The sequence below is a fragment of the Helicobacter sp. MIT 14-3879 genome, assembly GCF_003364125.1.
Window position 1 is genome coordinate 210,114 of sequence record NZ_NXLP01000002.1, and the last position, 18,488, is coordinate 228,601.

20 protein-coding genes are annotated in these 18,488 nt (G+C 29.1%); 10 read left to right on the forward strand and 10 right to left on the reverse strand.

Translation table 11 applies throughout. The features are described from left to right. Nucleotides 1-39: 39 nt before the first annotated feature. From CQA44_RS12460 to CQA44_RS02470, 4 genes are all read left to right on the forward strand, one after another. Nucleotides 40-216: a hypothetical protein gene (locus tag CQA44_RS12460; RefSeq protein WP_181881745.1), complete on the forward strand. Its 177-nt coding sequence runs from the start codon at nt 40-42 to the stop codon at nt 214-216. Nucleotides 217-274: 58 nt separating this feature from the next. Next, nucleotides 275-427, forward strand: coding sequence for a glycosyltransferase family 8 protein (locus CQA44_RS02460; protein ID WP_115545695.1), 153 nt, complete (start codon nt 275-277; stop codon nt 425-427). Between the two features lie 326 nt (nt 428-753). Next, entirely contained in the window at nt 754-2,259 is a 1,506-nt protein-coding gene (locus CQA44_RS02465; protein ID WP_115545696.1) for a glycosyltransferase, read from the forward strand. Nucleotides 2,260-2,410: 151 nt separating this feature from the next. Then, nucleotides 2,411-3,595, forward strand: a complete 1,185-nt coding sequence (locus CQA44_RS02470; protein WP_115545697.1) for a glycosyltransferase family 2 protein — start codon at nt 2,411-2,413, stop codon at nt 3,593-3,595. Between the two features lie 105 nt (nt 3,596-3,700). Here the strand turns inward: CQA44_RS02470 and pflB are convergent, their stop codons facing one another. From pflB to CQA44_RS02510, 8 genes are all read right to left on the reverse strand, one after another. Next, nucleotides 3,701-5,944 (reverse strand): formate C-acetyltransferase, encoded by a 2,244-nt coding sequence (gene pflB, locus CQA44_RS02475; RefSeq protein WP_115545698.1) that lies wholly within the window; start codon nt 5,942-5,944, stop codon nt 3,701-3,703. A gap of 261 nt (nt 5,945-6,205) precedes the next feature. Continuing rightward, on the reverse strand, nt 6,206-6,571 hold the full coding sequence (acpS, locus tag CQA44_RS02480; RefSeq protein ID WP_115545699.1) for a holo-ACP synthase: 366 nt from the start codon (nt 6,569-6,571) through the stop codon (nt 6,206-6,208). Further along, nucleotides 6,568-7,062, reverse strand: a complete 495-nt coding sequence (locus CQA44_RS02485; RefSeq protein WP_115545700.1) for a flagellar basal body-associated FliL family protein — start codon at nt 7,060-7,062, stop codon at nt 6,568-6,570. The genes acpS and CQA44_RS02485 overlap by 4 nt, the downstream gene beginning before the upstream one ends. Before the next feature lie 34 nt (nt 7,063-7,096). Beyond that, nucleotides 7,097-7,660: a 16S rRNA (guanine(966)-N(2))-methyltransferase RsmD gene (gene rsmD, locus CQA44_RS02490; protein ID WP_115545701.1), complete on the reverse strand. Its 564-nt coding sequence runs from the start codon at nt 7,658-7,660 to the stop codon at nt 7,097-7,099. Then, on the reverse strand, nt 7,650-8,075 hold the full coding sequence (locus CQA44_RS02495; RefSeq protein ID WP_115545702.1) for a hypothetical protein: 426 nt from the start codon (nt 8,073-8,075) through the stop codon (nt 7,650-7,652). The genes rsmD and CQA44_RS02495 overlap by 11 nt, the downstream gene beginning before the upstream one ends. A gap of 9 nt (nt 8,076-8,084) precedes the next feature. Further along, nucleotides 8,085-9,935, reverse strand: coding sequence for a primosomal protein N' (locus tag CQA44_RS02500; protein ID WP_115545703.1), 1,851 nt, complete (start codon nt 9,933-9,935; stop codon nt 8,085-8,087). After that, nucleotides 9,932-10,162: a hypothetical protein gene (locus CQA44_RS02505; protein WP_115545704.1), complete on the reverse strand. Its 231-nt coding sequence runs from the start codon at nt 10,160-10,162 to the stop codon at nt 9,932-9,934. Before CQA44_RS02505 ends, CQA44_RS02500 begins: the two co-directional genes overlap by 4 nt. Then, on the reverse strand, nt 10,162-10,380 hold the full coding sequence (locus CQA44_RS02510) for a hypothetical protein (protein ID WP_115545705.1): 219 nt from the start codon (nt 10,378-10,380) through the stop codon (nt 10,162-10,164). The genes CQA44_RS02505 and CQA44_RS02510 overlap by 1 nt, the downstream gene beginning before the upstream one ends. A gap of 72 nt (nt 10,381-10,452) precedes the next feature. Between CQA44_RS02510 and uvrB the strand changes: the two genes are divergently transcribed. The 6 genes from uvrB (at nt 10,453) to CQA44_RS02535 (ending at nt 16,832) form a co-directional block, all read left to right on the forward strand. Next, the gene (gene uvrB / locus CQA44_RS02515) at nt 10,453-12,420 is read left to right on the forward strand and encodes an excinuclease ABC subunit UvrB (protein WP_115545706.1); all 1,968 of its coding nucleotides are present in this window, start codon (nt 10,453-10,455) and stop codon (nt 12,418-12,420) included. A 134-nt stretch (nt 12,421-12,554) separates the two neighbouring features. Next, nucleotides 12,555-13,982, forward strand: a complete 1,428-nt coding sequence (gene gatB / locus CQA44_RS02520; RefSeq protein WP_181881747.1) for an Asp-tRNA(Asn)/Glu-tRNA(Gln) amidotransferase subunit GatB — start codon at nt 12,555-12,557, stop codon at nt 13,980-13,982. 155 nt (nt 13,983-14,137) lie between these two features. Beyond that, on the forward strand, nt 14,138-15,202 hold the full coding sequence (gene yedE, locus CQA44_RS02525) for a YedE family putative selenium transporter (protein ID WP_115545708.1): 1,065 nt from the start codon (nt 14,138-14,140) through the stop codon (nt 15,200-15,202). Between the two features lie 271 nt (nt 15,203-15,473). Next, on the forward strand, nt 15,474-16,334 hold the full coding sequence (locus CQA44_RS02530) for an aminotransferase class V-fold PLP-dependent enzyme (RefSeq protein ID WP_258864875.1): 861 nt from the start codon (nt 15,474-15,476) through the stop codon (nt 16,332-16,334). A 65-nt stretch (nt 16,335-16,399) separates the two neighbouring features. Beyond that, on the forward strand, nt 16,400-16,612 hold the full coding sequence (locus CQA44_RS13140; protein ID WP_258864879.1) for an aminotransferase class V-fold PLP-dependent enzyme: 213 nt from the start codon (nt 16,400-16,402) through the stop codon (nt 16,610-16,612). Nucleotide 16,613: 1 nt separating this feature from the next. Next, nucleotides 16,614-16,832 (forward strand): DUF3343 domain-containing protein, encoded by a 219-nt coding sequence (locus tag CQA44_RS02535; protein ID WP_115545709.1) that lies wholly within the window; start codon nt 16,614-16,616, stop codon nt 16,830-16,832. On the opposite strand, the gene pseC is transcribed toward CQA44_RS02535, so the two are convergent. Together pseC and CQA44_RS02545 are read right to left on the reverse strand one after the other, a co-directional pair. Further along, complete coding sequence (gene pseC, locus CQA44_RS02540; protein ID WP_115545710.1) at nt 16,829-17,935, reverse strand: UDP-4-amino-4,6-dideoxy-N-acetyl-beta-L-altrosamine transaminase; 1,107 nt, start codon at nt 17,933-17,935, stop codon at nt 16,829-16,831. The two genes, CQA44_RS02535 and pseC, sit on opposite strands and share 4 nt — an antisense overlap. Further along, on the reverse strand, nt 17,935-18,486 hold the full coding sequence (locus tag CQA44_RS02545) for a hypothetical protein (protein ID WP_115545711.1): 552 nt from the start codon (nt 18,484-18,486) through the stop codon (nt 17,935-17,937). The genes pseC and CQA44_RS02545 overlap by 1 nt, the downstream gene beginning before the upstream one ends. Between the last annotated feature and the right edge of the window lie 2 nt (nt 18,487-18,488).

An 18,488-nucleotide genomic window follows, 5' to 3' on the forward strand; every position in this document is an offset into this window, starting at 1 on the left:
CAAATTTAAAGAATATAATAATGCAAAAAGGAGAATAGATTGCAAAAAGAATATCAATTAAAAGAAATTACTATCCCTATAATGTTTTGCTTTGATAAAAATTATGCAATTCCTCTTGGTAAAGTAGTATATTTTATGCCACCATATATTATAAGCAAAGAGCAAGTTTCTTTTGTGATTGAGGGCTTAAAAAACATTCTAAAATCACTATGCTAAAGTATTTTGTTAAAATCTACAAATTTAAAGAATAAAATAATGCAAAAAGGAGAATAGATTGCAAAAAGAATATCAATTAAAAGAAATTACTATCCCTATAATGTTTTGCTTTGATAAAAATTATGCAATTCCTGCGAGTGTAGCATTCTATTCACTGCTAAAGAATGCCAATAGATTCTATGAGGTAGATTCTACCTACGGGGGGGGGTAGAAACTGCTTGTTCTAAATCTGAATTTAATAATAGAGGAGAGGAGGTAGGTGATTTAAAAACTACTTGTTCTAAATCCACCTTTTACTCTAAGTCTCTTTCTGCTTCTCTTAATCATCTTAATCATTTTGATTCCATTTGTCATTATGAAGGAGGGCAAAGCACGAGCAAAGAATCTCTATTAGAATCTAATGAAATATCTAAATTAGAATCCAAAAAAGAATCTCATTTAAATTCATATCAAACCTCTCATTTTTCTTCGCTATGCAATAAAGCACCTAATGCGAGTGTTTCTTCACTTTCAAGAGTGGAATCTAAGGATTCTACAATGCAAGTTTCCTCACTTGCTATGCAGGTACATAAAGAGAATATTTCATCTTTTGCTATGCAAACTCAATATGACAACATTAAAATTAATAATACAAAGCACAAAAGCACAAACTTAAATCACAAACAAAAAAGTCAAACCTGCTTAGATACCCTAGAACAAAGTTTCAATCCCTTAAACACAAAAGAACAAAACTATGACTTAAATCACACAGAGCAAAACCACACTCTAAATACAGAGCAAAACCACGCCCTAAATACAGAACAAAACCACGCCCTAAATCCCATAGAGCAAAGCCCCACCTTAAACCCAGCAATATTAAGCCCTGCTTTAATAAGCCCCCTAAATCCAAACCTTGATTTGTGTAAGGATTGCTATGATACCACAAAGCACACCAACCACATAAACCCAATAAATCTAACCAACCCAAATAAAGATTGCTATGCCAATCCCACAAGTCAAACAGAGCTAACAAGTCAAACAAGCCCAATAAATCCACCTAACATAAAAGAGCCAAGCTCCCTAAACCCTACAAATAGGGCAAAGCTTTTTTACAAGCTCTATGTTATCCACAATGATGTTTCAGATGATTTTCAGAATCTCTTAATAAAGAGTATCGCAGAGTTTAGCGACTTTGCAAGTTTGGAATTTATTAATGCAAATGATACCTTTAGCACAGAGTGGGAAAGTTTAGGCTTGCAAGCTCATTTTTCAAAAGAATTTCTCTATAAATTATTGCTTGATAGCTATTTTAGAGAGTATGAAAAAATCATTATCTCTGATGTTGATGTGGTCTTTTTGGGCGATGTATCAAGGAGCTTCTTAGCCTTTCAAAGCGATGCTTATATCGCAGGAGTGAGGGCGAATAATCCAGATTGCATATACCCGCTAGAGGGGTGGAAGAGTGGTTATAAGAAGTTTAGTGAGAGGGAGTTTGAGGCTATTAAATATGGCGTTGGTGGGGGCTATTTGATAGCTAATTTAAAGGCTTGGCGAAGAGATGGCTTGGAATCTAAGCTCATTAATTACCTAAAGGCTAATGCCTCTAAGCTTGTCTTAGCCGAACAAGATGTGCTTAATGTCGTGTGCTACCCGCATATTGCGACACTTAGTCCTGCCCATATCGTGTGGAATGGGGCGTGGGAGCATTATGGAGAGCATTGGGAGGGCTACATTCCAGAGGTTTATAGCAGGGAGGAGCTAGATAATGCGAGGCTCTCTCCTATCCAGCTTCATTATATTGGCGATAATAAGCCTTGGAAGAAGCCAAGTGTCCCAAAGAGTGAGATTTGGTATAGCTACCTTGCTAATAGCCCATTTATGAGACTGCATTTATTATCGATAGAGAGGGCGATTATTGATGATTATATCAAAACGACTATTATGTATCGTATAAAAAGGCTATTTAAGACTAAACCATTGTTTATGTTTGATGTGAGATTCTACCTTAAGCTATGCAAAAAAATCTATAAAAAAACAAAGCAGAAACTATCAAGAAAACGATAAAGATTTAATAAAGATTAAGAAATTGCTAAAAATATAAGAAAGCAAGAAAATGCTGGATTTTAAAAGATATAAGGAGTAAAAACTAGATAACACAATTAAAGGATAAATTTATAAGGAATTTAAGAAATATAAGAAAATCAAAGGAGAGATTATGCAAAATATAGGGGAGCAAAAGGCAGAGGAAATATTTTCTAGTGGTGGGGAGTTTTTAGAGATAAGTGATAATATTGTAGTAGATTCAGAGCTTATTTTTAAACAAGAAAATCTAGCTAAAAATCCAAAATTTAGCATTGCCATTCCTACCTACAATAGACTAGATACCCTAAAAGAAGCACTTGCATCTGCATTCAATCAAGACTTTAGAAATGGGGGGCAGAGTAATTCTAGTAATAAAAATAGGGAGAATCTAAGTCATTATGAGATATTAGTAGTTGAGAATACAGATGATTTTAACTCCATATCACAAACTCAAAAATATTTAGAGGAGAATTATAAAAATAAAATCACATATTATAAAAATCATAAGAATTTAGGGCTTTTTGGTAACTTTAACTCTGCTATTGCCCTATCTTGTGGAGAGTGGGTCTGTATCTTGCACGATGATGATATTTTACTTCCAAATTATTTATCAGCTATGAATGAGGCAACAAATAGGGTAGATGAGAATACCTCCCTTATTTCAAGCCGTGCAATCTACTTTGGCAATCTAAGTTTAATAGGTTATGAAAAATATAAAGATTCTAAATTAAAAGCTTTTGTTAAAGCTTATGCCTATCCTTTATTTAGTGTTTTGAAATATCTAAAACATACTTTTATGAAAGGCATAATTTATAAGGTATTGAGGATTAAAACATATAAAAAGCTAGATGTTAGAAGTTGTGATTATGTAGCAAAATACAATCCCTTTCATCCATCAGCACTTCTTCATCATAGAGAATTATTTTTTAAGATAGGCGGTTATAACAATAGATTTTACCCTAGCGATGATTGGTTTTTTCATATTAGATGTGCTAGGCACTCAAAAGTATATCAATTAAATGAATTTTTAAGCAAATATCGCTATTTTAATAATGCTACATTTAATAAAAATACTATGCTTTTAGGTTCTATTGTTGATTATCTTCATTTAAGGGATAATATAAATATTAGCAAACAAATGAAAGATATTTTATTTCAAAAGAGATTAGAGCTTATATCAAAAATAGATGATATAGAATTAAGAGAAAGGATAATTACCTTTATGCAGGTAAAGCCACGAAAATTAAATCTATTAGAAAAGCTAATGTATAAAATATATATAATGAATGATGTAGAGTTGTACAAGGCAGAATCTTAAATTTAAACTTAAGCATAGATTTAAATTTATAGCCAGATTAGTTATTATTAAATTTAAGGATTTAAAAGAATTTTATCCTATCTATCCAAAATAGGATAGATATATTTACATTTTTTCGTGGAAAGTCCTTGAGATTACATCTAGCTGCTGTTCTCTTGTGAGCTTGATGAAATTTACTGCATATCCACTTACACGGATTGTTAATTGGGGATATTTTTCTGGATTATTCATAGCATCTTGTAGCATCTCTCTTTGAAGCACATTGACATTTAGGTGATAGCCTTTATCACTAAAATATCCATCCATTAGATTTACTAAGTTGTCTTGCTGTGTTTTGCTATCATTTCCTAAGGCACTTGGCACTATGGAGAAAGTATTTGAGATTCCATCTTTTGAGTATTGGAAGGGGATCTTTGCTACTGAACAAAAGCTTGCAACACAACCACTAGTATCTCTTCCGTGCATAGGGTTTGCTCCCGGTGCAAATGGCTCTCCTGCTTTTCTACCATCTGGAGTTGAGCCTGTTTTTTTACCATAGACAACATTAGAAGTTATTGTTAAAACACTCATTGTAGGAATAGACTCTCTATAAGTATCGTGCAGAGATAATCTTTGAGAGAAGGCTTTTACTAGCTCTACTGCAATTTCATCGACATTTTCATTATTATTGCCATATTTTGGATAATCTCCTTTTATTTCAAAATCAATTATTAAGCCATCTTCATTCCTAATTGGTTTAACTTTAGCATATTTGATTGCAGATAAGGAATCTGTAATTACTGATAACCCCGCTATTCCCCCTGCCATTGTTCTTATGACTTTCTCATCGTGTAGAGCCATTTGGATTCTCTCATAGCAGTATTTATCGTGCATATAGTGTATTACATTTAATGTGTTAATATAAAGTCTAGCAAGCCAATCTAGGACAATATCTAATTTTTCTCTTACTTCTTTATAATCTAAATACTCTGCTTTAATAGGAGAAATACTTGGTCCTACCTGAAGTCCTGTTTTTTCATCTTTACCTTCATTTATAGCATATAAGAGGGCTTTTGCTAGATTGCATCTAGCACCAAAGAATTGCATCTGTTTTCCTATTTTCATAGGGGATACGCAACAAGCAATACCATAATCATCGCCAAACTCTTCAAGCATAATTTCATCACTTTCATATTGAATAGATGATGTTTTAATACTAACTTCTGCACAAAATTTCTTAAAATTTTCAGGTAGTCTAGTATTCCACAAAATTGTCATATTTGGTTCTGGAGCTGGTCCTAGATTATATAGTGTATGAAGAAATCTATAAGACATTTTTGTAACCATATGTCTTCCATCTACACACATTCCTGCAAGACATTCTGTAACCCAAGTAGGGTCACCTGAAAATAGTTCATCATATTCTGGTGTTCTTAAAAATCTAATCATTCTTAATTTCATTATAAAATGATCCACCATTTCTTGTATTTGTCCTTCGCTAAAAGTTCCATTATTCAAATCTTTTTGTGCATAAATATCTAAGAAAGTTGAGATTCTTCCAATACTCATAGCAGCACCATTTTGCTCTTTTGTAGCAGCTAGGTATGCAAAATATAGCCATTGAATTGCTTCTTTTACATTTGAAGCTGGTTTTGATATATCAAAGCCATAAGATAAAGCCATTTCTTTAAGCTCATTTAGGGATTTAATTTGTTCGCTTAATTCTTCTCTATCCCTTATTGTGTGAGAGTCCATTACATCAGGTATCATTTTCTTTTTAGCTTGTATTTTTTCTTCAATTAGTTTATCCACACCATATAGAGCTACTCTTCTATAATCTCCAATAATTCTTCCTCTACCATAAGCATCTGGTAATCCTGTGATAATACCCACTTTTCTTGCTAAAAGCATTTCATCTGTATATGCGTCAAATACCCCATCATTATGAGTTTTACGATATTTAAATACATTTGCTACATTTGGGTTTTCAGTTTTGTTGTATGCTTTTAGCGATGTTTTCACCATTCTATATCCACCAAAAGGCATAATAGATCTTTTTAGAGGCTCGTCTGTTTGAAGTCCTACTATGCTTTCTAAATCTTTATCAATATATCCGGGCTTATGTGATGTTATAGTTGAGATAATATCAGTTGATACATTATAAACGCCATTTCTCTCTCTTTCTATTTTCATGAGAGAGCAAACTTTATCCCATAGAATTTTAGTATTTTTTGTAGGAGGGCTTAAAAAACTACTATCACCATCATATGGGGTGTAATTTTTAACGATAAAATCTCTTACATTTATTTCATCTTTCCACAATCCACCTTCAAATTCTACCTTAGTAACAAAATTTTCTGCATTACTCATTATATCTCCTTGAAACATTATCTAAATAGTTGTTTAAATTAACTATTTAATATATTATAAGACAATCATCAATAATAAATATTAAAATTAGCTTAAAAAGCTAAAAAAATCTACATAAAAACTATAATTTCTATAAAAACTTTTAAAAAATTATTAAGTTTTGTAAAAACTATATAGATTTATAAATTTTTTAATATATTTTTATTGATAATTAATGTTTTTTATGAAAGGTAATGCTAATTTAAAAATTATTAAATATAATCATTTATACTTTATTAATGCGGTAGCTATTGCATAGTCTTTATCGTGGCTTATTGATATATTTATTTTTTTTACTTTAAATTCTTTTTTAAGATATTTTGTTAATTTTATATTTGGAGAATTGTTAGAATTTTTTTGTATTTTTATATGATGAAAATTTAATCTAGCACCTATCCCACAACCAAAAGCTTTTGATAAAGCTTCTTTTGAGGCATAGAAACCAGCAATTCTTTGTATGTTATAACCATTGTTTGTGGATACTAAATTTATTTCACTCTTATTTAAAAATCTTTGTAAAAATTTTTTTTGATATTTTTTTACTAGATTTTCTATTCTATCTATAGATACTAAATCAATCCCAATCATTGTACTGCCATATCTGTTAGGAATGTATTTCTTATTTTTCCATCTACAAGTATTTCATTAAGTCTTTGTGTTATTTCATCTTTAGTTTTATATCTTCCCCTTGTTGTTCCTATTTCTTCAGCAGATTTTGAGGATAGAATATCAATTATTATATCCCTAATAGGAGCCCTTTTTGATGTTAATTCATTTTCTAATTCTTTTGTAGTCATTTCTAATTCTACATTTACTTTTAAATATCTTCTTCCATTTTGATTTGCTAGATTTACAATAAATTGGTCTAGTTTAAATATAGGTCCTATTCTTATATATTTAGCATTTGTTTGTGTTGTTGGCGTATTGTCTTCTTGTGGTATTGTAGGATTTTGCTGTATTTTCTCTTCTGGTACTTTAACCATTAAATAAAATGCTATTCCTATAGCTATTAAAAGTATCAATAATACTGATATTATAATTATTATAGTTTTGCTCTTGTCTTTTTTTTCTTCTTCCATTAAACTATGCTCCTAAATTTTTTGTGTCATTTTATCAAAAATAATAGCTAATACTAGTCCTTCCGAATCTTTTTTGTTTAATTAAGGTTATATTTTGTATTCCTAGAGCTTGTGGCATATTAAAGCTAGAAATATGTTCAAAAATTATAATTTTATTCGATATATTTATAGTTTTTAGAATCTTAAATATTTCTATATAATATTCTCCGTTGTTGCCAAAAGGTGGGTCAAAATATAAAATATCAGAATCTGTTGCCACTTCCTTTAAAAATAACATAGAATCCTTATTATAAACATTAATATTAAAGCCACTAAAAAGTTTTACATTTTTTAATAGGATTTCAAAACTAGATTTGTTTTTTTCTATAAAAATCACTTTTTTTGCACCCCTGCTTAATGCCTCAAATCCAACACTGCCATATCCTGCAAAAACTTCTAAAAATACTTTATCAATAATAAATTCTCTTAAAGTATTAAATATAGATTCTCTTACTATTGCTTTTGTTGGGCGAGTATGTGAAAGTAAGGCAGAGTGCAAAATCTTTCCTTTTAGACTACCCCCTGTTATCTTTATGCTAGTTACTTTTTTATTTTGCATTATTTCTTTTAATTACTTCATAAAGCCTGTTTGTAAAGTCTTGAACGATATTTTCAATCTCATTTTTTATATCTATATTTTCTTTTTTGTCATTGATAGAATCTATTGAATTCTTTAACATCTCTAATTCATTTAGGTCTAATATATTATTGAATTTATTTGTATCTATACGTTCTATTTCTTTTATTTGATTATTGAATTTTTCTAAATCACTTAGCAAGGATTCTTTGTAAAATGGTCTGATAATATCAGAATCTTCACTAAAACCTATAAGGCATATTGGTTTATTTATTTCGGATGGTATTTCATCTGCTATTATAAAATCACATTCTTCATAATTTGCTATGTGATCTTTAAGATATGATTGTAATGTAGCTTCAAGTAAAATTGAATTTACCAAAATATTTATTTTCATAAATAATCCTTAAATAATATGCAAAGGGTCCATATCTATAATTACAGGTTTATTTTTTAATAGGTGGATTGCTTGTAACATTTCTTTTAAGTTATTAGAGCGAAGTAGCATAAAATACCTCCAATATCCATTTAACTTTTCTATTGGGGCACGATTTAACCCAACTATTTCAACACTTTTATAGGATTCTACTATTTTTTTAGCATTTTGCAAAATACTTTTTGCAGTATTATCATCTTTATTCTGTGAGCTTATGAGGGCTAATTTTGTAAATGGTGGATAGAAATTAAGTCTATTGTTTAGTTCAAAATTTAAAAAATCCTCATAATTATTTAAAAATCTACTAAAAAAATCTTTATTAAAGGTTTGAATATAAACTTCTCCATCATTTTTCCTACCACATCTACCAGAGATTTGATTAAGCATACTTACAGACCTTTCATATGCTCTAAAATCACTACTATTTAATAAATTATCAATTCCAAGAATTGCCACTAATTCTACATTATGATAGTCATGTCCTTTGCTAAGCATTTGCGTTCCAACTAGAATATCAATATTTCCTTTATTAAAATCATTTAAGATTTTTTTTAATTTAGAATTTGTTGTAACTTCATCTCTATCAAAAACTTCAATTCTAATATTTTTAAAAATATCTTTTAGTTCTTTAGCTATTTCTTGTGTGCCAACTTTTAGTGCTTTAAAATTATTTTTACTGCAATTTTTACATTGTGCCTTATTTGTAAAAAATGGCTCACTAAACCCACAATAATGGCAAATAATAGCATTTTTTTTACTATGTAAGCTCATATTTATACTGCAATTTTTACACTTTATCCCACTACCGCAGCTATTGCATAGTAGAATTTTAAAATTCCCTCTTAATGGAACAAAAATAATAGCTTGCTTTTTTTTAACCAATATATTTGATATTTTTTGTACTAATATATTAGTTAAAATCTCTGTGCTAGAGTTAAAAATAATTTTTTTGTTATTATTAAAATATCTTCCCTCAAGTCTAAAAATATCATTATTTTTTTTAAAGTTATAATAACTATTTAGGCTAGGAGTAGCACTTCCTAATATTAATTTAATATTTTTTTTATGCGATAGATAAATTGCACAATCTCTAGCATTATACCTAGGTGATGAGTTTGACTTATAAGCATCATCGTGTTCTTCATCAACTATAATTAATCCTATATTTTCTATTGGTAAAAATAGAGCAGATCTAGCTCCAGCAATAATTTTATAGCTATCTAATTTATCTAAAATATTAGCTTTATTTTTTTTAGTAATTTTTGAATGCCAAATACAAACTAAATCTCCAAAGACATTTTTTAGCCTTTTTTCCATTTGTGGGGTAAGGGAAATCTCAGGCATTAGAAAAATCACATTTTTACCATTTTTTATACACTCTAGCATTGCATATATATATATTTCTGTTTTCCCACTTCCTGTGTCTCCAAATAATAATGTTTTATTATGGCTATTTATAAAATTTAGGGCTTGATTTTGCTTAATACTTAGTTCATTTGGGCTTGTTTTTATTATCCTTGTTGAGTTTATTTTAGATTGATTTTTAGGGGTAAATATTCCATATGATATTCCAAAATTTACACAATAATAATTTGCTATAAATTCTGCTAAAAAAACTTGATTTTCGCTAAATGATAAATTACTAAGTAATATATCCTTACATTCAAAATTAGGCTTTGTTACTTCTCCTATCACAATTCCTAATATATTCTTATTTTTTACTTTTATATTTACTATTTGATATTTTTGTAGTTTAGTATCACTTTTGTATTGCAATGGAGGGATATTTAGCTTAAGTGGGTGTATTGAATAGTATTTCAGTTTTTATCCAATGTTTCTATTTTTTTTATTAAAGTTGAGAGTTTTTGTTCTAATTCAGAATATTCCTGTGTTTTTTGAATATATGCTTTAAGAATATCTTTTATATCTAAATTTTTTTGTGAAAGCAAAGATTGTATTTCATCTTTTGCCTTGCTGTTTATACAAGCAATATTTACTTGCATTTTTCTTCCAGCAATATACAAATCGATACTAAGTCTAGAATCCACTATCTTTTTGCTTCATCTATTCTATTTATTAGATTCTCATAAGAGCGATCTCTTGATGCTAATTCTTCATAGAGTGAGTTTATTTGTCTATCTTTTTCTTGTAATTCACTAATTATAGTGCTATTTTCAAGCCTTAATCGTTCAATTTCACTATTTTGTTCATCTAATTTATTTAATAATTCATCAACCTTTTGCGTAAGCCTCTCTAAAATACTCATAATATTACCTTTTGATATAGTTTGATATAGAAAATATAATGTATAATTGTAACAAAATTTTAAGGTAATATTGTGGGTAAATTTATTTTAAATTCTAATTTTAAACCAGCTGGAGACCAGCCCACTGCTATTAATGATATAACTTCTAGCATAAGTAAAAATAATAGATACCAAATGCTTCTTGGTGTTACAGGTAGTGGCAAAACTTACACTATGGCAAATATTATTGCAAATCTTCAAATACCAACTTTAATAATGTCGCATAATAAAAGTCTTTGTGCTCAACTTTATAGTGAATTTAAAGGGTTTTTTCCACAAAATAAAGTAGAGTATTTTATTTCACATTTTGATTATTACCAACCAGAGGCATATATCCCTAGGAGAGATTTATTTATAGAAAAGGATTCTAGTATTAACGAGGATTTAGAGAGACTTAGATTAAGTGCTACAACATCACTTTTAGCTTATGATGATGTAATTGTTATTGCTAGCGTATCAGCTAATTATGGGCTTGGGAATCCTAAAGAATATTTGGAAATGATTGAAAAAATAGAAATAAATGATAAAAAATCACAAAGAGAATTTTTATTAAAATTAGTTGAGATGGGTTATAGTAGAAATGATTCGTATTTAAAAAGAGGTGAATTTAGAGTAAATGGAGATATAATTGATATTTATCCAGCTTATATTGAAGATGAAGTTTTAAGGGTAGAATTTTTTGATGATGTATGTGAGAAAATATCATTTATAGACTCTATTGATAACAAAGAAATAAAATCATTAAAGTCCTATGTTCTTTATGCAGCAAATCCATTTATCGTAGGACAGAATCGTCTAAAAAAAGCAATAAGCAGTATTGAGAGTGAGTTAGATTCTAGACTCTCTTTTTATACTAAGAATGATAAACAAGTTGAATATATGAGATTAAAATCTCGCACAGAGTTTGATTTAGAAATGATAAAAGAAAATGGAATTTGTAAGGGAATAGAAAACTATGCTAGACATTTGACAGGTAAAAAGCCGGGTGAGACGCCATATTGCCTGCTAGATTATTTTGATGTGAAAGAAAAGCCATATCTTGTAATTGTTGATGAATCTCATGTTAGTTTGCCTCAATTTGGAGGAATGTTTGCAGGAGATAGAAGTAGAAAAGAGGTTTTAGTAGAGTATGGATTCCGCCTTCCTAGTGCTTTAGATAATCGCCCGCTTAATTTTGATGAATTTATATCTAAAGCACCGCATTATCTTTTTGTTTCTGCCACTCCAGCAGATTTAGAGCTAAAATTAAGCAAAGATAATATAGCTGAACAAATAGTTCGCCCCACAGGGTTATTAGACCCAAAATGTGAAGTTAGAGATTCTTCTAAGCAAGTTGAGATTTTATATGATGAAATAAAGATTGTAATAGAGCGTGGAGAAAGGATTATCGTAGGTGCTCTTACTAAAAAAATGGCAGAAGATTTGTGTAAATATTATCAAGAGCTAGGTATTAAAACACAATATATGCATAGTGATATTGATGCAATAGAGAGAAATCATTTAATTAGATCATTTAGGTTAGGTGAATATGATGTGTTAATTGGGGTTAATTTATTGCGTGAAGGGCTTGACTTACCAGAGGTTAGTTTAGTTGCAATTTTAGATGCAGATAAGGAAGGTTTTTTAAGAAGTGAAACAAGCCTCATACAAACTATGGGAAGGGCTGCTAGAAATGTAAATGGTAAGGTTATATTCTTTGCTCAAAAAATTACAAAATCTATGCAAAAAGCAATAGATATAAGCGAATATAGGAGAAACAAGCAAGAGGCTTATAATAAAAAAAATAATATTTTTCCAAAAAATACTAAGAGAAATATTGAAGATGAGCTAAAAATTGAGCCAAAACAAGAAAAAAATATTAAATTAGGCAAGATTCCAAGACAAGAAAAAGATAAGATTATAAAAGAGTTAAGCAAGAAAATGCACGAAGCTGCTAAAAAACTAGAGTTTGAAGAAGCAGCAAGATTAAGAGATGAAATAGCAAAAATTAGAAAATTATAGTTTTTTTAAAGCTCTTGCTAAAAATATTTAAACTTATAAGCTTATTTTAATGCTAAATTTAATCTTTTTAGATATTGGGATTTATATTTATTTTATTATAATTTTATGTAATTTTCATACTTAAAGGCTAAATTATGGAGTTTGAAACTATCATTGGGCTTGAGGTGCATACTCAACTAAATACAAAAAGTAAGATTTTTTGTTCTTGTGCGACTTCATTTGGAGAAGATGCAAATAGCAATGTATGTCCTACTTGCTTAGGTTTGCCAGGTGCTCTTCCTGTATTAAATAGAGATGTTGTTAAAAAGGCAATTTCTTTTGGCAAAGCAATTAATGCAAAGATTAATCAAAATTCAATCTTTGCTAGGAAAAATTATTTTTATCCAGATTCCCCAAAGGCATATCAAATAAGCCAATTTGAAAGACCAATTGTAGAATCTGGAAGTGTTGAAATAGAAATTAATGGAGAAACTAAAATAATAGGTATAACTAGGGCTCACATGGAAGAAGATGCAGGTAAAAATATACACGAGAGTGATTATTCTAAAGTTGATTTAAATAGAGCCTGCACACCACTACTTGAAATTGTAAGTGAGCCTGATATGAGAAATAGTACAGAGGCAGTAGCATATTTAAAAAAACTTCATTCAATAGTTAGATTTTTAGGGATTAGTGATGCTAATATGCAAGAGGGAAGTTTCCGCTGTGATGCAAATGTATCAATACGACCAAAAGGTGATAATAAGCTTTATACAAGAGTTGAGATTAAAAATCTAAATAGTTTTAAATTCATACAAAAAGCAATAGATTATGAGGTTGAAAGGCAGATTGAGGCTTGGAGTGATGGTAAATATGATGAGGAGATATTCCAAGAAACTAGACTTTTTGATGTAAATAAAGGTATTACTAGATCAATGAGAAGCAAAGAAGAAGCAGCTGATTATAGGTATTTTCCAGATCCAGATTTATTAAGTGTAAATATACCTGAAGATTTAATGAAAGAAGGTGAGGCAATACCTGAAATGCCTGATGAAAAGAGAGATAGATATATTAGAGAATATGGTATTAAAATGAGTGATGCTAGTGTTTTAACAAGTGAATTAGAATTAGCCATATATTTTGAGTCTATGATTAATGAGGGTGCTAGTGTTAAAGGTGCAATTACTTGGCTAAATACAGAGCTTTTAGGTAGGCTAAAAGGAGGCAATACATTAAAAGATTGTGGGGTAGATTCTAAGATTTTAGCAACCTTAGTAAAACGTATTGATGAGGGTAAGATTAGTGGAAAAAGCGCAAAAGAAATATTAGATGTTCTAATTTCAAAAAAAGGTGGAGATGTGGATAGCCTAATAAATGAGTTAGGATTAGAACAGGTAAGCAATGATGAAGCAATTATTGACATTATAAGTTCTATTTTAGAGTCTAATAAAGATAAGGTTATTGAGTATAAAAATGGCAAAGATAAGCTTTTTGGTTTTTTTGTTGGACAAGTGATGAAGCAAAGCAAGGGGATAAATCCATCTAAAGTAAATGAGCTTTTGAAAATAGAACTAGCAAAGTAAAAATATAAGCAATTAATTTAGTTTTTAAGATTTAAGTAATGCTAATAAACTTTATTTAATCTTTAAGTTTTATTAGATTATAATCTAAATCTTCGGCTTAAGGTTTAAGCAAGCAGCCTCTTAGTCTTTCATTGCTGTTATTACTACTTTAAGGAATGTTTATGAAATTAGCAGTTATGCCTATAATTGCAGGTGTTGTTTTTGGTATTCTTGCTCCTATTTTAGTTTATTTTGGAAATCCGGGTAATATGGGTATTTGTGCGGCGTGTTTTACTAGAGATATTGCGGGAGCTTTAAACTTACATCAAACTTCAATAGTTCAATATATCCGTCCAGAAATTATTGGATTAGTTTTTGGCTCAATGCTATCAGCATTTATATTTAGAGAGTTTTCTCCTAGAGCAGGCTCATCTCCTATTGCAAGATTTACTCTTGGATTTTTTGCTATGATTGGGGCATTAGTGTTTTTGGGTTGTCCTTGGAGAATGATTCTTAGGCTTAGTGCAGGTGATTTAAGTGCTATTGCTGGGTTATTTGGGCTTATTTTTGGAATCTTACTTGGTATATTTTTTCTAAAAAGAGGTTTTTCGTTAGGTAGAAATAGACCAACTAGCAAAATTATTGGTTTTATATTTCCTATTTTTACATTGATTTTATTTGTTTTACTTATTTTAGGAATGCTAAATCCCAATTCTTTTATCAAGTTTTCTATAAAAGGTCCGGGTTCTATGCATGCACCATTTTTAATTTCTATCGCTTTTGGACTTATTTTAGGATTCTTATTTCAAAAATCTCGTTTTTGCACCATTGCTGCTATTAGAGATTTAATAATTTTAAAGGATTCTCATATCTTTCAGGGTTTAATTGCACTTTTTCTAACAGCATTTTTAACTAATCTAATATTTGGATTTTTTCATTTAGGGTTTGAAAATCAACCAATAGCACATAATGATACTTTATGGAATTTTTTAGGAATGCTACTTAGTGGCATAACATTTACTTTAGCTGGAGGTTGTCCTGGTAGGCAATTAATACTAGCAGGAGAGGGAGATAGTGATGCTGGTATATTTGTATTTGGATTACTTATAGGAGCAGCTTTTGCACATAATTTTGCTTTAGCAAGCTCTCCTAGTGGAATAGGAACAAATGCCCCTCCAGTTGTAATTTTTGGAATTATATTTTGTATATTTTTAGGTTTTTTTGCAAAGCAAAGTAGATAGTTGCAAAGAGAATGTTTGAAAGTAAGAGAAAATACTTAGAGCAATAGTGAGGTAATTATGATAGAGTTAGATGTAATGGGCTTATCTTGACCTATTATGCAATTAAAAGAATTATTAGATAAAAATGAGAATGAAATAAAAGTAATTTGTAGTTGTGGTAGTGCGAGTGATAATAAGTGATAATATAAAAAGATTGGCACCTAGATTTTAAATATAATGTGGAATCTATAAATAATGATGATGGCACACTAACTTATATAATAAAAAATAAATGATTTATCTTGATAATGCTTCTACTACATTTCCCAAACCTCAAATAGTTAGTAAAGCTATATTTGATTTTATTCAAAATGTAGGTGCAAATCCAACTAGAGGTTCTTATGAGAGTTCTTTGCAATCAGACAGAATTTTATATTTAGCAAGAAAATCTCTAGCAAATATGATAGGTTTAAAAGATTTTAAGAGAGTATTATTTACACTAAATGCTACTATGGCTATTAATATGGTGCTAAATGGTATTTTAGAACAAAATGATATTGTAGTTACTACTCAAATGGAGCATAATTCAGTAAAAAGACCGCTTAATTATCTAAAAGAAAAATTAAATTTAACAATTGAGATTCCTTGTAATAAATTTGGTGAGATTGACTTAAAAACTGCAAAAGAAATGATGAAACATTCAAAACTTCTTGTTTGTATGCACACAAATAATGTAATAGGGAAAATTATAGATATTGATATTTTAAGTGAGATTGCAAAGAGTAGTAATACTTTATTTTTACTTGATGTAGCACAAAGTATTGGCATTATTCCTTTAGAAGATATAATGCAGAGAAATTTTTTAGCAATTAGTGCCCATAAGGCTTTGTATGCTCCTATGGGAATTGTTGCTTTGGCTATAAGTGATAGTTTTGATTTTTCTAAATTAAATTCTTTAATTCTTGGCGGAAGTGGTAGTGTAAGTGAGAGTGAATTTCAGCCTTTATTTTTGCCAGATAAATTTGAGAGTGGAACTCCAAATATGCTTGGTATTGTTTGTCTTAAAGCTAGCTTAGAGTGGCTTAAAGAAGTAAATATTCAAAATATTTATAAACATGAGCAAGAATTAAAATCTATTTTAATTTATAAATAAGTTTAGAAAAATATATTAAAATTTATCATACAAATGGCGAGAGTATAGGAATTTTATCTATTGATATAAGCAATAAAAGTATTTCTGATGTTGCTCAAAGGCTTGATTTGGACTTTGGAATTTGTATTAGAGTGGGGCTTCATTGTTCTCCTGTTACACATAAAGTAATTGGTAGTTTTCAAAAAGGTGGGACTATTCGCATAAGCCCTAGCTACTTTACTACTAAAAATGAAATATATGATTACATTAGATCATTGAAGATTATTGCACGAGGTTAAGTTGGTAAAAGGTTATATTATATTTTATACAAGTGCAGATGTTTTTGAGAGTGAGAGTATTTTAAATTTAATTACAGAAGTTAGTATAAAATTAGTTTCTACTCCAAGGAAATTTTCGAGTGATTGTGGAATTTCTATTTATTTTGAATGCCAAGACAATTTAGATATTATTAATATGGCATTAGAAAATATTGAATATGAAATTAAAATTTTAGATTAATAATCTTTTAGTGTTTTAAAAATAGAATCTATTACATATTCTATATCGCTATCTTGCATTTTTTGATGGCAGGGGATGGAAATTTCTGCATTATAAAAATCATCAGCATTTTTTATATTACTATAATCTTTATATAAGCTAAATTGATAAATTGGTTTATAATGAACCTGAACCCCCAATCCCATACTTTGAAGTTTTAAAAAAATCTTTTTTTTATATTTAAAAAGGCTTTTATCTAGTAAAATAGGATAGAGATGGTATGTCGATTTAATATGCTTTGGAATCTCTAATATACTAAATTTATCATTATTTTTAAAAGCATTATTGTAGATTTTAGCAATCATTCTCCTTTTTTTTAAAAAAGATTCTACTTTATTTAATTGAGAGATTCCAAGGCTTGAAGCAACATCACTTAGACGAAAGTTATACCCTATATTCTCAATATCGCTATCCCAAAGCTTTTTTTTCTTTACTCCGTGAGATCTAAGGAGTTTTGCTTTATCATAGAAAGATTTATTATTTGTAGTTATTGCGCCACCTTCAATAGTTGTTATAGGTTTTAGTGCGTGAAAGCTAAATATACTCATATCTGCAAATTGTCCAATTCTTTTACCCTTGTATTCACCACTAAAAGAGTGAGAACTATCAGATATAAAGTATAATTTATTTTCTTTGCAAATCTTTAATATTTCATCTATATCTACACTATTTCCAGCATAATCAATACTTACAATAGCTCTGGTTTTGTTTGTTATATGCTTTGTAATACTTTTTGTATCTATATTTCCTATACTATTAATTTCGCAAAATATGGGTTTAATTTGATTTTCAAGCATCATATTAGAAGTAGCACAAAATGTAATAGGAGTAGTTATGAATTCTTTAAGTTTTGGCAAATCTAATGAATTTATAATTTTATATGCCACATTTAGTGCAGAAGTTGCAGAGTTAAATGTTATTGCATATTTTGCACCTACAAAGTTGGCAATCTTTTGTTCAAAAGCACCTACCAAGCTTCCTTGTGTTATGTATTCTTGCTTTAATGCACTCAATACAGCCTGTAAATCATCATCTTCAATATATTGTGTGCTATATGGAATCATTATGCTAGAAGAGAATCTATTTTAGATGCTAAAGTTTTTATATTATGGGCTTTAGAGAAAAGAATGGCATTTTGGATAAGATAATTTTCTAGATTCTGTTGCTTATAATCTATAATATCTATATTTGATTTTATAGATTCTAATGAAGCATTTATAAAGTCATATTCATTTTTTAAGACTTTTTTGAAAGAATATAAATCTTTTTCATCATTTGGTATTAGGTTTAATATCCTATTTGCATCAAATAAGGTGTTGTTATAATCATCTTGTAAAATAGTATGTGGTGCAAATATTTTATTTCCTAAAAATGTAGCATTGTTTAATTCTATCTTTGCTTGTTCTAATGATATAGTATTATTATCTGTAATGTTTTTAATGGTCTGTGCAGCTAGTTGTAGAATCCCAATAGTATTGTTTAATCCTTTTTGTTTTAATGATGAATAGCCATTATTTATAATTTCTTTGTTTAGTAGAATATTCTTTTTTTGCGTATTTTTACTTGAACTAATTATTTTATTGATTGAGTTAAAATCATTAGAATCTATTTTCATTT

What these genes read in the sequence shown, in the direction of transcription:
- CQA44_RS02465 (WP_115545696.1), top strand. Translation starts at nt 754, where the DNA reads ATGCAAGTTTCCTCACTTGCTATGCAGGTACATAAAGAGAATATTTCA.
- CQA44_RS02470 (WP_115545697.1), top strand. Translation starts at nt 2,411, where the DNA reads ATGCAAAATATAGGGGAGCAAAAGGCAGAGGAAATATTTTCTAGTGGT.
- pflB (WP_115545698.1), bottom strand. Translation starts at nt 5,944, where the DNA reads ATGAGTAATGCAGAAAATTTTGTTACTAAGGTAGAATTTGAAGGTGGA.
- acpS (WP_115545699.1), bottom strand. Translation starts at nt 6,571, where the DNA reads ATGATTGGGATTGATTTAGTATCTATAGATAGAATAGAAAATCTAGTA.
- CQA44_RS02485 (WP_115545700.1), bottom strand. Translation starts at nt 7,062, where the DNA reads ATGGAAGAAGAAAAAAAAGACAAGAGCAAAACTATAATAATTATAATA.
- rsmD (WP_115545701.1), bottom strand. Translation starts at nt 7,660, where the DNA reads ATGCAAAATAAAAAAGTAACTAGCATAAAGATAACAGGGGGTAGTCTA.
- CQA44_RS02495 (WP_115545702.1), bottom strand. Translation starts at nt 8,075, where the DNA reads ATGAAAATAAATATTTTGGTAAATTCAATTTTACTTGAAGCTACATTA.
- CQA44_RS02510 (WP_115545705.1), bottom strand. Translation starts at nt 10,380, where the DNA reads ATGAGTATTTTAGAGAGGCTTACGCAAAAGGTTGATGAATTATTAAAT.
- gatB (WP_181881747.1), top strand. Translation starts at nt 12,555, where the DNA reads ATGGAGTTTGAAACTATCATTGGGCTTGAGGTGCATACTCAACTAAAT.
- yedE (WP_115545708.1), top strand. Translation starts at nt 14,138, where the DNA reads ATGTTTATGAAATTAGCAGTTATGCCTATAATTGCAGGTGTTGTTTTT.
- CQA44_RS02530 (WP_258864875.1), top strand. Translation starts at nt 15,474, where the DNA reads ATGATTTATCTTGATAATGCTTCTACTACATTTCCCAAACCTCAAATA.
- pseC (WP_115545710.1), bottom strand. Translation starts at nt 17,935, where the DNA reads ATGATTCCATATAGCACACAATATATTGAAGATGATGATTTACAGGCT.
- CQA44_RS02545 (WP_115545711.1), bottom strand. Translation starts at nt 18,486, where the DNA reads ATGAAAATAGATTCTAATGATTTTAACTCAATCAATAAAATAATTAGT.